General features: G+C 57.8%; 12 protein-coding genes and 2 pseudogenes. 7 read left to right on the forward strand and 7 right to left on the reverse strand.

Annotated elements, in window-relative coordinates:
• Positions 1 to 358 precede the first annotated feature (358 nt).
• On the reverse strand, positions 359 to 763 hold the full coding sequence (locus tag BN32_RS27325; RefSeq protein WP_179944845.1) for a hypothetical protein: 405 nt from the start codon (positions 761 to 763) through the stop codon (positions 359 to 361).
• Between the two features lie 107 nt (positions 764 to 870).
• On the opposite strand from BN32_RS27325, the gene lptF reads away from it, so the two are divergent.
• Both lptF and gmd read left to right on the forward strand, forming a co-directional pair.
• Positions 871 to 2,025, forward strand: a complete 1,155-nt coding sequence (gene lptF / locus BN32_RS04070) for an LPS export ABC transporter permease LptF (protein ID WP_019196833.1) — start codon at positions 871 to 873, stop codon at positions 2,023 to 2,025.
• Between the two features lie 92 nt (positions 2,026 to 2,117).
• Positions 2,118 to 3,206 (forward strand): GDP-mannose 4,6-dehydratase, encoded by a 1,089-nt coding sequence (gmd, locus tag BN32_RS04075; RefSeq protein ID WP_019196834.1) that lies wholly within the window; start codon positions 2,118 to 2,120, stop codon positions 3,204 to 3,206.
• Between the two features lie 127 nt (positions 3,207 to 3,333).
• On the opposite strand, the gene BN32_RS04080 is transcribed toward gmd, so the two are convergent.
• Positions 3,334 to 3,858, reverse strand: a complete 525-nt coding sequence (locus BN32_RS04080; RefSeq protein WP_040425429.1) for a winged helix-turn-helix transcriptional regulator — start codon at positions 3,856 to 3,858, stop codon at positions 3,334 to 3,336.
• A gap of 254 nt (positions 3,859 to 4,112) precedes the next feature.
• On the opposite strand from BN32_RS04080, the gene BN32_RS04085 reads away from it, so the two are divergent.
• From BN32_RS04085 to BN32_RS27535, 5 genes and pseudogenes are all read left to right on the forward strand, one after another.
• Positions 4,113 to 4,751 (forward strand): 2-hydroxychromene-2-carboxylate isomerase, encoded by a 639-nt coding sequence (locus tag BN32_RS04085; RefSeq protein ID WP_040425952.1) that lies wholly within the window; start codon positions 4,113 to 4,115, stop codon positions 4,749 to 4,751.
• Positions 4,752 to 4,836: 85 nt separating this feature from the next.
• A pseudogene (locus BN32_RS25955) lies at positions 4,837 to 4,935 on the forward strand (CoA transferase); the annotation flags it as partial.
• A 181-nt stretch (positions 4,936 to 5,116) separates the two neighbouring features.
• Positions 5,117 to 5,860 (forward strand): SDR family NAD(P)-dependent oxidoreductase, encoded by a 744-nt coding sequence (locus tag BN32_RS04090; RefSeq protein WP_019196837.1) that lies wholly within the window; start codon positions 5,117 to 5,119, stop codon positions 5,858 to 5,860.
• Between the two features lie 99 nt (positions 5,861 to 5,959).
• Positions 5,960 to 6,409, forward strand: a pseudogene (locus BN32_RS04095) (thiolase family protein); the annotation flags it as partial.
• A 604-nt stretch (positions 6,410 to 7,013) separates the two neighbouring features.
• Entirely contained in the window at positions 7,014 to 7,331 is a 318-nt protein-coding gene (locus tag BN32_RS27535; protein ID WP_244438085.1) for a hypothetical protein, read from the forward strand.
• A gap of 74 nt (positions 7,332 to 7,405) precedes the next feature.
• On the opposite strand, the gene BN32_RS04105 is transcribed toward BN32_RS27535, so the two are convergent.
• The 5 genes from BN32_RS04105 to BN32_RS04125 form a co-directional block, all read right to left on the reverse strand.
• The gene (locus tag BN32_RS04105; RefSeq protein WP_040425958.1) at positions 7,406 to 8,074 is read right to left on the reverse strand and encodes a DUF1236 domain-containing protein; all 669 of its coding nucleotides are present in this window, start codon (positions 8,072 to 8,074) and stop codon (positions 7,406 to 7,408) included.
• 131 nt (positions 8,075 to 8,205) lie between these two features.
• The gene (locus tag BN32_RS04110) at positions 8,206 to 9,459 is read right to left on the reverse strand and encodes an O-antigen ligase family protein (protein ID WP_019196841.1); all 1,254 of its coding nucleotides are present in this window, start codon (positions 9,457 to 9,459) and stop codon (positions 8,206 to 8,208) included.
• Positions 9,460 to 9,551: 92 nt separating this feature from the next.
• Positions 9,552 to 11,102: an undecaprenyl-phosphate glucose phosphotransferase gene (locus BN32_RS04115; RefSeq protein WP_019196842.1), complete on the reverse strand. Its 1,551-nt coding sequence runs from the start codon at positions 11,100 to 11,102 to the stop codon at positions 9,552 to 9,554.
• A 113-nt stretch (positions 11,103 to 11,215) separates the two neighbouring features.
• Positions 11,216 to 12,349 (reverse strand): glycosyltransferase family 4 protein, encoded by a 1,134-nt coding sequence (locus BN32_RS04120; RefSeq protein WP_019196843.1) that lies wholly within the window; start codon positions 12,347 to 12,349, stop codon positions 11,216 to 11,218.
• Positions 12,350 to 12,351: 2 nt separating this feature from the next.
• Positions 12,352 to 13,008 (reverse strand): polysaccharide biosynthesis/export family protein, encoded by a 657-nt coding sequence (locus BN32_RS04125; protein WP_019196844.1) that lies wholly within the window; start codon positions 13,006 to 13,008, stop codon positions 12,352 to 12,354.
• Positions 13,009 to 13,072: the final 64 nt, after the last annotated feature.

Raw genomic sequence — 13,072 nt, forward strand, 5'->3', positions numbered from 1 at the left:
TGAGAGTTTGCCTCTTTCTCTATCGTTCCAGCAGCGATGCCGACGGCGAGCACGTAAAGCCAGCCCTGATAGAAATCGCTGAGAGACGTTGACGAAAGCAAGGCTCGACAGCAAAGCGGCGGCAATAATAGTGGCTGTAATGGCGATTGCGCGCTTTTGCTTGCGGAATGCTTCGGCAGCGATGGCTGCGACCGCAAACACGCAAATCCCTGACTCTGGTCGATATAGTTTCTCACCGGAATGCAGGCTGGTCCGCTTTGTAGTAGATCGATAGGTTCGGCCAATACAGCACGACCCATGAGTACAGCATCAGAACTGTGCAAGACATAACAAAGGCGTAGAACACATATCGGCCGCGTTACGATTGGCTGAAGTAGTAAATCAGTATGGGGATGCCGAGTAGCTTCTCTATCGGAGTCAGGCCGCGAAGCCTGTCGGGCCAGGAAATGCCGTCCGCCCAAAATACGCCGAGCACGGCAATGAAGCACAGGATTAATGCCGCCATGCTTGCGGGATGCTTTAGCGATCGAAAGAACGCCGCCAGCCTCACCGTGTTCAGAAGCCAAGAAAGAATGCAAGCGCCACGGATGATGCGACAGAGGTTGACCACGGCAACGCAGCGCGGAGATAGTTGCGAAGTTCTCCGTGCCGTTTTGCCGCGCAGCCCGTGCGACAGGCCGATTCGGCCGGGTCCAAACGAAAAAAGCCGATCCAGACGTCGTACAATTCCCGCTTGATTATGGCGTACATTATCCTTCGACATTCCAATTTTTAAGGTGCAGATGACGGGAAATATGCGATATAGCTCAAGATGATAACTCTTATGCGGCGGTCGTGATCGCCCGTGAATCGGACTTTACCGGAAGCTGGATGAGCGCAATCGACGGCTATATCGTGCGAACGACATTGTTGGCGTTCTTGTTGATTGTCGTCTCATTGACGGGAGTCATATGGATCACGCAAGCGCTGCGCGGCATCGATTTGATGACAGGGCAGGGCCAGTCGATACTTGTGTTCCTCGGGGTCACCGGGTTGGCGATACCGCTACTGGCGATGATCATTGCGCCGATCGCGTTGCTGATTGCGGTGATGCATACCCTCAACAGGCTCGCAACGGACTCCGAAATCATCGTGATGAATGCTGCAGGCCTGTCGCCAGGCAGGTTTCTTCGCCCGTTTCTGTTCGCGACATGCGTGGTCAGTTCGCTGGTGGCATTTCTCTCGCTCTATTTCGCGCCGGAATGCCTGCGCGCCTTGCGGCGATGGCAAACCGAGATTGGTGCCGACGTCCTCACTAATATCCTCCGGCCCGGCGAATTCCAAAAACTCGGTCCGCTGACGATCCGCATTCAGGGGCGGCAACCCGGCGGACTTCTCGTCGGGATTTTCATCGATGACCAGCGCAACCCGGCGGAGCGGATCGATATTCTCGCTGATCGCGGCACGGTTCAGAAGAATGAGCGGGGCTCGTTCCTCATTCTCCAGGACGGTAATCTGCAGCGTTTCGAAACCGGCAAGCGCGACCCAGCGCTTGTTGCGTTCGCCAGCTACGCATTCGATTTGTCCCAGTTCTCGAACGTGGTCCAGAGCGTGACGTATGGCCCACGCGAGAGGTCGACCAGTGATTTGATCTCGCCGCCGCCCGACGATCCTGTCTTCAAGCGGATTCCGGGAGAGTTTCGATCTGAACTGCACGACCGGATTTTCGCTCCGATCTATCCATTCGTCTTCATCTTGATGGCCGTTGCCATTCTCGGCGCCCCTCGTACGACGCGGCAGAATCGCAATTTTGCCATCGCGGTTCTTATCGTGGGCATTCTCGTTTTGCGTATCGCGGGATTTGGCCTTTCAACGATATCGACATCGCGGCCTGCTGCGATCCTCGTCCAATACTTCATGTTGGCGGGTGTCAGTGCGGCAAGTTTCTGGATGATCATGCAGGGTGTAATTATCGACGTGCCGACGAACCTGTTGGGGCGCATTCGTGATTTGTTCGGCCGCGGTGCTTCGCTGAGGCCGCAGTAACTTTGGCAGAAGCCATGCCAGTATCATTTGACTGTCGATGATGTCATCATGATGCAGATGGCGCTTTGGCGAAAATGAAGATCGGTTACTAGATGAAGAAAACCGCGCTCATTACAGGGGTCACTGGCCAGGACGGCGCATACCTTGCGGAGTTGTTGCTATCCAAGGGATATTCTGTCCACGGGATCAAACGGCGCACATCGCTTTTCAATACGGACCGCATTGACCATCTCTATCACGATCCCCATGACAGGGGTTACGATCTGACGCTTCATCACGGCGACCTGACCGACTCGTCGAGCCTCATCCGCATCGTGCAGGAAGTTCAGCCGGATGAGATTTATAATCTCGCCGCGCAGAGCCATGTCGCGGTTTCGTTCGAAGAGCCTGAGTATACCGCCAATTCGGATGCGCTCGGTCCGCTGCGTATTCTCGAAGCGATCCGCATTCTCGGACTTGAGAAGAAGACCCGATTTTATCAGGCCTCGACTTCTGAGCTGTACGGACTCGTTCAGGAAACTCCTCAGAAGGAAACGACGCCATTTTACCCCAGATCGCCGTATGCGGTCGCCAAGCTGTACGCATACTGGATCACTGTGAACTATCGCGAGGCTTATGGCCTGTTCGCGTGCAACGGCATTCTTTTCAATCATGAATCGCCGATCCGCGGAGAGACCTTCGTTACGCGAAAAATTACGCGCGCTTTGGCGCGCATCAAGCTCGGGCTTCAGGAGAGGGTCTATCTCGGAAACCTGAATGCGCTGCGCGATTGGGGACACGCGCGTGATTACGTTGAGATGCAATGGCGGATGTTGCAGCAGGATGTAGCAGAGGATTACGTCATCGCGACCGGCGAACAGCACTCCGTCCGCGAGTTTCTGGAAGTCGCTGCAAGAGAAGTAGACATCACCATTCGTTGGGAAGGCAAAGGCGTTGACGAAAAGGGGTACGATGCTTCCACGGGACGATGTATCGTTGAGGTCGATCCGCGATATTTCCGGCCTACGGAGGTGGAAACGCTTTTGGGCGATCCGGCAAAGGCATATCAGAAACTCGGGTGGTCACCGACAACATCGTTTGTCGATCTGGTCACGGAGATGATGAGAGAGGATATGAAGACAGCGCAACGAGACGAACTTGTGAAGCAGCACGGCTTTAAGCATTTTAATTATAACGAGTAATTTCAGGAGCGGCACCCCACCACGCCAGCGTGGCAATGCAGCAGCCTTTCGGAGGATTTTAGTATCTGATTGAAAGCAGCCAGTTTTCGCCAATCACGGCCTGATAGGGAGCTGCGATTGATCGTAGCTACGCGGCGCGGGCTTTCGACCGCGTCGACTTGGCCTTGGCGATCTTAGCTGGCTTCGGCGGTGCAACCTTCGGACGGGCACCAGGACCGGGATGGACGTGAACTTCCTTGGCGAGCAACGGTTCGCCGCATTCGGAGCACGTCATGACCGGATTGAACTGATGCCCGCACTTCTGATGTTCATGAAGCAGCGGCCGGCCACGTTCGTCCACCATGTGGATGTCGCCCCAGTGAACGATCGCCATCATGATCGGGTAAAGGTCGAGCCCCTTCTGGGTCAGGATATATTCATGCCGCTTGGGAGATTCCTGATAGGCAACCCGGCGGAGCACGCCAAGGCGGACCAGCTTTTTCAGGCGTTCGGCCAGGAGATGCCGGGTGATACCGAGGGCGGACTGGAAGGCTTCGAAGCGGCGGGTCCGCAGGAAGCACTCCCGCAGGATAAGCAGGCTCCAGCGGTCGCCGATGACCCCGATGGTGCGGGCCATGGAACACGGCTCTTCCTCAAGTTCGTCCCATCTCATGGTCGTCTCCGGTTTCGCAAATCAGATCGTCAGATACGCTTATAGCTGGCTCAGATACCATTCTAAATAGGCACTGAGTTGGACAAAAGTCCTAGTTCAAGCTCTGTGGGCAAAATTTGGTGGATCCCGGCCGTTAGAATTGACAGTTCAATTTTAGAACTATATGAATGGCCATCGCTCTCGACAAGGTTGGCGATCTAAATTCGCCGGACAAGAGTGTACGCCAGACAGAAAAATTGCAGAGGAGAAGCGCGGTGGCCAGTCCCTTGAAGGTCGAGTTTCAGTTCGATTTCGGCAGCCCCAATGCCTACTTGGCGGAGTATGCGCTTCCGGGCATCGAGCAGCGCACCGGCGTCAAGTTCGACTATGTTCCTGTTCTTCTTGGAGGCATCTACAAGGCGACCAACAACATGTCGCCGTTCGATTCACTGCGCGGCATCAAGAACAAGCCGGAATACAACGCGCTTGAGACCCAGCGGTTCATTCGCCGGCACAACATCACCAAGTTCAAACCGAATCCGTTCTTCCCGGTCAACACACTGATGTTGATGCGCGGCGCAGTCGCAGCCCAATTCGAAAACGTGTTCGAGCCATACTTCCGCGCCGCCTATCATCACATGTGGGAAGAGCCGAAGAAAATGGATGACGTCGAAACCTTCCGCGCGGCGTTCATTTCGTCCGGCATCGACATCGACAAGCTGATCGCGCGTGCGCAGCAGGACGATGTGAAGAAAAAGCTGATCGACGTCACGACAGATGCCGTCAATCGCGGTGCGTTCGGCTCACCGACCTTCTTCGTCGGTACGGAAATGTTTTTCGGCAAGGACCAGCTTCGCGATGTCGAGGAGTCGATTGTCGAACAACTCGTCGCAGCGAAAGCGAAATCTGCCTGAGACCTCAGGTCTTTCACTGAAAGACTTCTTCTGAATGCAGCGTGAGGTAGCAGCAGCCGTCCGCGACATCTATAGGGAAGAACAAATGTCCGGTCCTTTGAGTGGTGTGCGCGTGCTCGATTTGACCGGCGTTGTGTCGGGTCCATTTGCGACAATGTTTCTTGCGGACCAGGGCGCCGACGTCCGCAGCTCACATCGTACAAGCGGCCGTCCCAAATCATCGTCCTCGAGGCGCTGCCCGCAACATCGACGGGCAAGATCCTGAAGCATAAGCTGGCTGAATCTTTGCGGGAAACCTGATGCCTCCATTGGCGTCGGGCACAGACTACGATCTTTGAAACTTACTCTGGCTCGGGAGAAGGACCTTGCAGAAACGAAACGCGACCGTGGCGGTGATCGGCGCCGGGGATTTCATCGGCGGCGAGATCGCCAAGAAATTCGCATCGGAGGGTTTCACTGTCTTTGCGGGACGGCGGCAGGGCGAAAAGCTTGTCCCTCTTGTCAAGGAGATCGAGGCGGCAGGCGGTACTGTATTCGCTCGCTCGCTCGATGCACGCAAGGAAGAGGAAATGATCTCCTTCATTTCCGATGCTGACAAGCATGCGCCGCTTGAAGCCTGCATCTTCAACATTGGTGCGAACGTCAATTTTCCGATTCTCGAGACGACGGAACGCGTCTTCCGCAAGGTTTGGGAAATGGCCTGCTATTCCGGATTTCTCGCAGGACGCGAAGCTGCCCGCGTAATGCTGCCGCGTGGCAAGGGAGCCATCTTCTTCACAGGTGCGACTGCAAGCCTGCGCGGCGGTTCTGGTTTTGCTGCCTTCGCCAGCGCAAAATTCGGCCTGCGCGCAGTCGCACAGTCGATCGCACGTGAACTTGGACCAAAGAACATCCATGTCGCGCATCTCATCATCGATTCCAGCGTCGATACTGAGTGGGTGCGCCAGTTGATTGCCAACCGCGAAGGCAAGGAAGCGATCGAGAATCTTGATCCGAACCGTCTGATGCGTCCGGCCGCCGTCGCTGAAACTTATTGGCAGCTCTATCAGCAGCCGCGGGATGCCTGGACATTCGAAACCGAAATCCGCCCCTTCGGCGAGAAATGGTAACGGGAGCTGTCCGATGGAGCTGAAGCTGTCCAGCCAGGATGCGGCGTTCCGGGATGAGGTGAGGGCGTTTATCGCGGAAAACTATCCGCAGGACATGAGCGTGCCGATACCACCGCCGAAGGTCTGGTCAGCATCAGGCCGGTGTTTGAATGCAAGACCATCAGCGCAGGCAACGCCAGCCAGCTATCGGATGGCGCGTCAGCCTGCGTCATCATGAGCGACAAGATCGCCGCCAAGAAGGGCCTCAAGCCGTTCGGCATCTTCCGTGGTTTTGTCGCCGCGGGCGTTGAGCCGGACGAGATGGGTGTCGGCCCGGTGGCTGCGATTCCTCGTTTGCTTAAGCGGCACGGCCTCAAGATCGATGACATTGATCTGTGGGAGCTGAATGGCGGCTCGATCTCGATGGGGCATCCTTATGGCATGACGGGCGCGCGGCTGGCCGGCCACGTTCTGATCGAAGGCCGCCGTCGCAAGGCCAAGTATGGCGTTGTAACGATGTGCATCGGCGGCGGCATGGGCGCGGCGGGGCTCTTCGAAATCGTCCCTTGAGCGTACGTTGGTCTCCCTGCCTCGCGTCTGAGCTGGCCCGGCTATCGAAAGGGTCGCCGGGCCTCCTTTATTGAGAGCCCCAAACGCAAAAATATTTCACGTTCATCCCGAACAAAACTCCGCTTGATGCGTTGCAAGGTGTTGATCCATATTTGGCATCGATCCCGAACGATTGGGTGCGGATGTGTTGCGACGCAAGAGCATTGCTTTATCGCTGATCTCGCTCACCATGGTTTCCGGCGGGCTCGTTTTGGGCCAAACGCCGCCGCCCAGCGCACAAACGACGCAAACCGACAAGCCGCAGGACGCGGCTACTCAGGCAACAGGTACGATTCCGTCGAAGTCTGAGCCGATCAATGCCGCGCCAGTCCAGCCAGAGGCGACGCCCGCTCCAGCGCCGTTGTCTCCGTCGGAGCAGAAAGCCGCCGATAACAAAGCCGTTCTTGACGCGCTGCTCGCCGAAGCGACCGCGTTGAAGGCGAGTTATGAAAACTCAAGGCGCGGCAGGAACAAGACGCCGTTATCGCTCTCCACATACCGGAGCATGGAATTACGCCTTCAAATGGCCGCTGCGGCTGATCCGGCAAACGCGCCTGCGCTTGATATGGCCAACGCCATGCGCATGATCCAATACGCAATTCTTCAGCCATCCCTTCAGATCGCCGCCGTCGCCAACCGAGAGCTTTATGCGCATGAGATGGGGCAGCGGATGCGCGATGACGGAATGCAGGTTTCAGCTTCAGGCCGTGGAAACAGTACGGTTCGCTTTGTGTCGCCACAGATGACCCGGCAGATGGCCATGCAATTGGTCGAGACAGCGAAGATTCCAGAACAGGCCAAGGCCTTACAGTTCAGGCGGGTGGTTTTCAGCAGCGGACGCCGCTCTTGGAGCTATGACGTTGCGCGCGGAAGGCTGCGCTAGATTTTGGAGATCAAGTCTTAAAAGAGCCGGTCCATTTGACCGGCCCTTTTGTCTTTAGGTGCGTCTTGTTTCGTCTACGCTTCGAGCACAGCTACGATTTCAAGCGTCCGCGGATTCACGACCACGATTTCACCGTTGACGAGGAAGAACTCATATCCGCGCCAATCGGGATAGATCGTGACGACTTCAGCGGGAAGCGGGTGGAAGCCCACTGTTCGTGGGACTCGCGTACCGACCGAGATCGAGAAGTTGATATTCGTCGCTGGCTTGATGTTCTGCTTGGTGATCGACGTGCGGATGGTGGTGCGCTGCTCTGCTGACAGCTTCGCGCCGGCACCAGCCTGACCTGTGGTTGCTCCGGCCTTGCCTTCGCCGGTATTCTTCTGGTCGGCCTTCATGCCGTCCTTCGACCTGTCCATGTTGGTCTCGGACGCAGCTTTGCCGCCTGACTTTTGATCGCGGGTGTCTGCGGCTTTCGGCTTCATGCCATCCTTGGTATTGTCCTGAGCGCGTTGGGCGTCGCGGCCCTCGCGCGGCATCTGAGCCTGATCGCCCTTCATGCCGCCGGCGGGTGCATCGCCATGCTTCATTGGCGCGGCTCTTTCCGCAGGCGCGCCTGCTGACGGTGCGGCCTGCGATGCAGCAGGGGCGTTCGGTGCGTTGCCCGGCGTCTGTGCCGAGACAAATCCCGCACTGCCGATCAGGGCAGCCGTAGCAACGCCAATCAAAAACTTGTTCCTCATAATATCCTCCTCGTTGTCTGCCCGGGTCTTCAACGAGAAGCGATCTGCTCTGTTCCGCTCTAAAATGAGATGTTGCGTGAACAAACTGTTCATGTGGAACATTCCCTGCAAAGTCGCGGATTATTTGCAGATCAGAAAGGGTCTGGCGTTCGGGCGCGATACGTATGGGCATGCGCTGCCGCGAACATCGCCCACATAATTCCCAGCATCATCCAGAAGTGACGCCAATGGTCGACGTCGATGATGAAGGCTTCGCTGACGGTGCCAAAGAAGGCGGCGAAGATCGCGAGATAAGCCCGCTGCCATGGCACCCGGACGAAGACCAGCTTGAACCCCATGATCATGGTAATAAACACGAGCGCCGGGAAGCAGATACCTGCGATCCAGCCGCCTGACATGAACGCGTTCAGGAATGAGTTATGGGTGTCCTCGGGAAAGTAATTCGAGAATTGAAGGGGGCCGATCCCGAACGGCAGTTCGAGCGCCATCTGGAATCCGAGCGCGTGGCGGCCGAAACGGCCGAAGCGACCGCCGTCGTAGCTTTGATTAAAGCTGGCCCGTTCCTTGAAAAGACCGCCGATGGACTCGAACGACAGGAGCGCAACAAGGAGCAAAGTCGCGCAAATCGTTGCTGCGATAGCCACTGTCACGATGCGCGTCCTTTGCGCCGGCGAAGGTGTCGTGAGGTACATCAGGACAAGCATGAAGGCCGAACAGGCCACCAACTGGCCCCAGGACGCGCGCGAGAAGGCGAGCAGCACGGCAAGGCTGACAATTCCCAACGCGATCGCACTCCGGAATGATTTGGCGAAAGGCTGGGTGACGACGCTCTGCAGCAGGAACATTGCTGGCAGGATCAAATAGGCACCCAGTACGTTGGGGTCCTTGAACGTTCCTCGCGCGCGGCTGTACAGCGTGAAGAGATCGTAACCGCCGCTCCCTGCGAGATGGAAGTATCCGGCGATGGCGGCGAGGGACGCGATCAGGGCCCCGAAGATCAGTCCGCGGCGAAGGGATTCAAGCCTTTCGGCGGTGTCCTCGCACAGAACCATCGCGAAAAACAGCGCGGTGACGGCCATGTACCAGGATGTGAGAATCCAGTTCAGCACCTCTTTCTTGTCAATCAAATAAATGGAACAGATCGTGTAACCGATGTTCAGCAGGAATAGCAGGATTAGAAGCGGGATAAAGACGGGACGCATGCGCAGGCCGGTGGCGAAGAAGAAGATCACCGAGGCAAGTGTTACGATCTCATAGGGACTTGGTTCGATGAATACGATCGCTCCACCGGCACCAACGGCCCACATCAACGCCCGCTGGATCGCCGCGATACCGGGCGGCGTCGCAGTCGCGGGAAGGGCGTAGTCTGTCGCGGCTAGAGCCATACGAACCGGAATCCTCTTCGCGCCTTCTGCGCGTCAGTTCAGTGATTTGAGTATGATGTCGAAAGCTGGCGTCGTGCGATTCGACATCTTGCTCAATATGCGTTCTCCCCCTTGATCAGGGCGAACGGTGTCTTGAAGAGGATGTAGAGGTCGAACAGGACCGACCAGTTCTCGATATAATAAAGGTCGAACTCGACACGCTTCTGGATCTTCTCGTCGGTGTCCACTTCACCGCGCCAGCCGTTGATCTGCGCCCATCCCGTGATTCCGGGTTTAACGCGATGGCGTGCGAAGTAGCCATCGACAGCCTCGTCGAACAGGCGGCTCTGCAGCTTGCCTTGCACCGCATGCGGGCGCGGGCCGACCAGCGAGAGGTTCCCCTTGAAAACAACGTTGAAAAGCTGCGGGAGCTCGTCAAGGCTGGTCTTGCGGATGAAGCGGCCGACGCGGGTGACGCGCTTGTCACCCCTGGTGACGACCTTGGAAGCCAGCGGATCCGCCTGATCGTGAAACAGCGAGCGAAACTTGTAAACGTCAATACGCTCGTTGTTGAAGCCGTAGCGCTTTTGCAGGAAGAGTACCGGACCGGGACTGTCGAGTTTGATCGCCAGTGCGACAAGCGCCATGATCGGCGCAAGCAGGATGAGGATGATCGCGCCGACGACGCGGTCGAATGCCGACTTCAAGACCATGTCCCAGTCGGTGATCGGTTGCTCGAACACATCGAGGGTCGGGACCTCGCCGAGATACGAATAGGAACGCGGACGAAAGCGCAGCTTGTTTGTGTGTGCTGACAGCCGGATATCGACGGGCAACACCCACAGCTTCTTCAGCATTTCCAGAATGCGGGTTTCAGCCGAAATGGGCAGGGCGAACAGCACCAGGTCGATCCGCGTGCGGCGTGCGAATTCAACAATGTCGTCGATTTTTCCGAGCTTCGGCTGACCGGCGCAGGTTTCCAGCGCGCGGGAATCGTTACGGTCATCGAACACGCCGAGGATCTGAATATCGGAATCGTCCTGCGCATTGAGCGCACGGATCAGATTTTCACCATTCTGGTCGGAGCCGACAATGATCGTCCGCCGGTCGAGCCGGCCCTCGCGTGCCCAGCGGCGAACCAGCGAACGCAGCACCAGCCGTTCAGCAAACAGCGCGGACAAGCCGGCAAAGAAAAACGCCGAGAGCCAGACACGGGAGATCGTGCCGCCCAGTTTCGCGAAAAAAGATGCGCCGATGAACAGCAGGAAAACGAATGCCCATGACGATGCCATGCGCGTCATCTGGCGAAGCTGGCCGCGGAAAACTTGTACGTCGTAGATTTCAGCGGCCTGGAAGCTGATCACCGCACACGCGGCGACGCCGAACACAGCTGCTGTGTACTGCCAGGAAAAACTGTCGCCGGGCATCACGTACCACAGATACAATCCGAGCCCGACTGCACTCAACAGCACGAAATCCAGGATTCTGACGACACCGCTGATGACGACGGTCGAGTAGGCCTTGCTGACCTTTTCGTTGGTTACCGCGAGCGCGGCTGGCGATAGTCTTTTGCGGCGTTCCTGCCGAGGCGCGCCATCGGCTGCGCTCATTGTGGCTGCTCCCGGGGCAGCGTTCATCATCGTTCGGACGTCGATCGGTTCCACGGCAAATTTCCGTTGCTATGCCGTCATGTAGCGACAGGCCAGGAGGAACCAAGGTTCCCAGCCTCTTGCGTAGCCAACAAATCGGAAGAATTGGTTATCTCAATAAGGATAGGTTAACGCGCGTTGAACGCCTCGCGATACCCGTTGAGCACGCCATCGACCATCGCCTTCTGCGAGAAGTGGACGAAGATGCGTTCGCGCAGGTTCCGGGCGCGTTCGCGGGTCGCGTCCATGTCTGCCAGCGCGCTCTCGATCGCGTCCGCCATCGCACCGATGCTGTTAGCCACGAAGAGTCCGCTGGTGTGCGGTCCAAGGATTTCCGGAATGCCGCCGACACTGGCGGCGATCATCGGGATACCGGCGGCGGCCGCCTCGATGACAACGTATGGCATCGAGTCGCCCCGCGAGGGGACGACCAGCAGCTTGCCCTTGGAGAAGCCAAAGCGGGCCCTCACGTGGCCGATGAACCGCACGGCGTCACCGATGTTGAGGCTGCTGACGAGCGCCTTGAGGGTTTCGGTCTCCTCGCCATCGCCGGCGAGTGTCAGCGTGATGGGTTTCCCGTCCGCCCGAAGCCGGGCAACGGCCTGAATCAGCAGGTCTGCGCCCTTGATCTCGCGGAATTCGCCAACATAGATGAGATCTGTCGCGTCCTCCGAAACCGGAACCGGATCGAATTCGAACGCGGTCACGCCGTTGAAGACGCAGCGGATCATGCCGGCAGGTTTGCCGATAATGCGCTGATAGGTGTCGCGCGCGAAGGCGCTTTCAAACAGAAACAGCTCGGTCCGGTTCATCAGCGCGCGTTCCATCCGCGTATAGACGGCGCCTTTGAGTGTTCCCGGTGGGTAGTGGAGGGACCCGCCGTGCGGGGTGTAAACCCGGATCGCCTTCTTCGATTTACCTTTCATGCGCACGAAGGCACCGGCTTTCGCGCCATGTCCGTGCAGGACATCCAGCTTGAGTGACCGGGCCAGGCGAAGGAAATGCAGGGACGTCACGCTGTCGATGGGGTGTGGCTCGCGGCGGATCGCGAGACGATACACGCCGAGCTTGAGCTTGGGGCTGATCTCTTTCAGCGCGGCATCCGCTCGCCCGCCACCCGTGAGGCTGTCAGCCAGTATTCCGACCGAATGCCCGCGCTCGGCTTGTCCGACGGCAAGATCCAGAATGTGACGGAAAATTCCACCCACGGGCGCGCGGACAGCGTGCAGAATGCGCAGCGGGGAGTCGGGTGTTTCGGGCATCGTCAGAACCAGCGTTCGGCGACAACGACCGTGTCCCCGGGTTTCAGGAGCGTACCAGGCGGTACAACAGCCTGAGCGGTACCAGCTTCGCCTATCCGGGTTAATTTGATGCTGCTTCGCAAAGCGCGCGGCGTGAAGCCGCCCGCAATGGCGACTGCGCTCTCAACCGTCATGTTCGGTACATACGGATACTGGCCGGGTGCGGCAACTTCGCCCAAAATGAAGAATGGCCGGTAGGTTTCGACCTCCGCTGCGACGTGAGGTTCGCGGAGATAGCCGTTCTTCAGGCGGGACGTGATCGTGGCCGCCAGTCCGTTTGGTGTCAGACCCCGCGCCCGCACAGCGCCGATCAGCGGCATCGTGATCGAGCCGCCTGCATCGACGGCATAAGTGTTGGTAAGGCCTTCCTGACCATACACGACGATGCGCAGCCGATCGCCGGCGTCGAGGCGATAAGGTTCGTCATGGGCGGCGTAGCTGTAGACAGGCGGTGCCGGCGTTGTCGCCACGCTTACGGCGCGCACTGGCTGGACCGGTCCATAGGCAATCGCATCGAGACTGCCGTTATCAATAACCGCCACCGGCGCAGTCGTCCGCATACAGCCCGACACCACGAGCGCGAGGAGGAGCCAAGTGAGGCGCGCGCGGCTGCGCTGCATGGGGGAAATCCAAGTAAGTATCGATTCTGATTAAGGACTTTTATGGTTAATAAAGCGTAACGCG

This window comes from Afipia birgiae 34632 (genome assembly GCF_000308295.2).
GTDB classification, from domain to species: domain Bacteria; phylum Pseudomonadota; class Alphaproteobacteria; order Rhizobiales; family Xanthobacteraceae; genus Afipia; species Afipia birgiae.

What these genes read in the sequence shown, in the direction of transcription:
- BN32_RS27325 (WP_179944845.1), bottom strand. Translation starts at nt 763, where the DNA reads ATGTCGAAGGATAATGTACGCCATAATCAAGCGGGAATTGTACGACGT.
- lptF (WP_019196833.1), top strand. Translation starts at nt 871, where the DNA reads ATGAGCGCAATCGACGGCTATATCGTGCGAACGACATTGTTGGCGTTC.
- gmd (WP_019196834.1), top strand. Translation starts at nt 2,118, where the DNA reads ATGAAGAAAACCGCGCTCATTACAGGGGTCACTGGCCAGGACGGCGCA.
- BN32_RS04080 (WP_040425429.1), bottom strand. Translation starts at nt 3,858, where the DNA reads ATGAGATGGGACGAACTTGAGGAAGAGCCGTGTTCCATGGCCCGCACC.
- BN32_RS27535 (WP_244438085.1), top strand. Translation starts at nt 7,014, where the DNA reads ATGGCCAACGCCATGCGCATGATCCAATACGCAATTCTTCAGCCATCC.
- BN32_RS04105 (WP_040425958.1), bottom strand. Translation starts at nt 8,074, where the DNA reads ATGAGGAACAAGTTTTTGATTGGCGTTGCTACGGCTGCCCTGATCGGC.
- BN32_RS04110 (WP_019196841.1), bottom strand. Translation starts at nt 9,459, where the DNA reads ATGGCTCTAGCCGCGACAGACTACGCCCTTCCCGCGACTGCGACGCCG.
- BN32_RS04120 (WP_019196843.1), bottom strand. Translation starts at nt 12,349, where the DNA reads ATGCCCGAAACACCCGACTCCCCGCTGCGCATTCTGCACGCTGTCCGC.
- BN32_RS04125 (WP_019196844.1), bottom strand. Translation starts at nt 13,008, where the DNA reads ATGCAGCGCAGCCGCGCGCGCCTCACTTGGCTCCTCCTCGCGCTCGTG.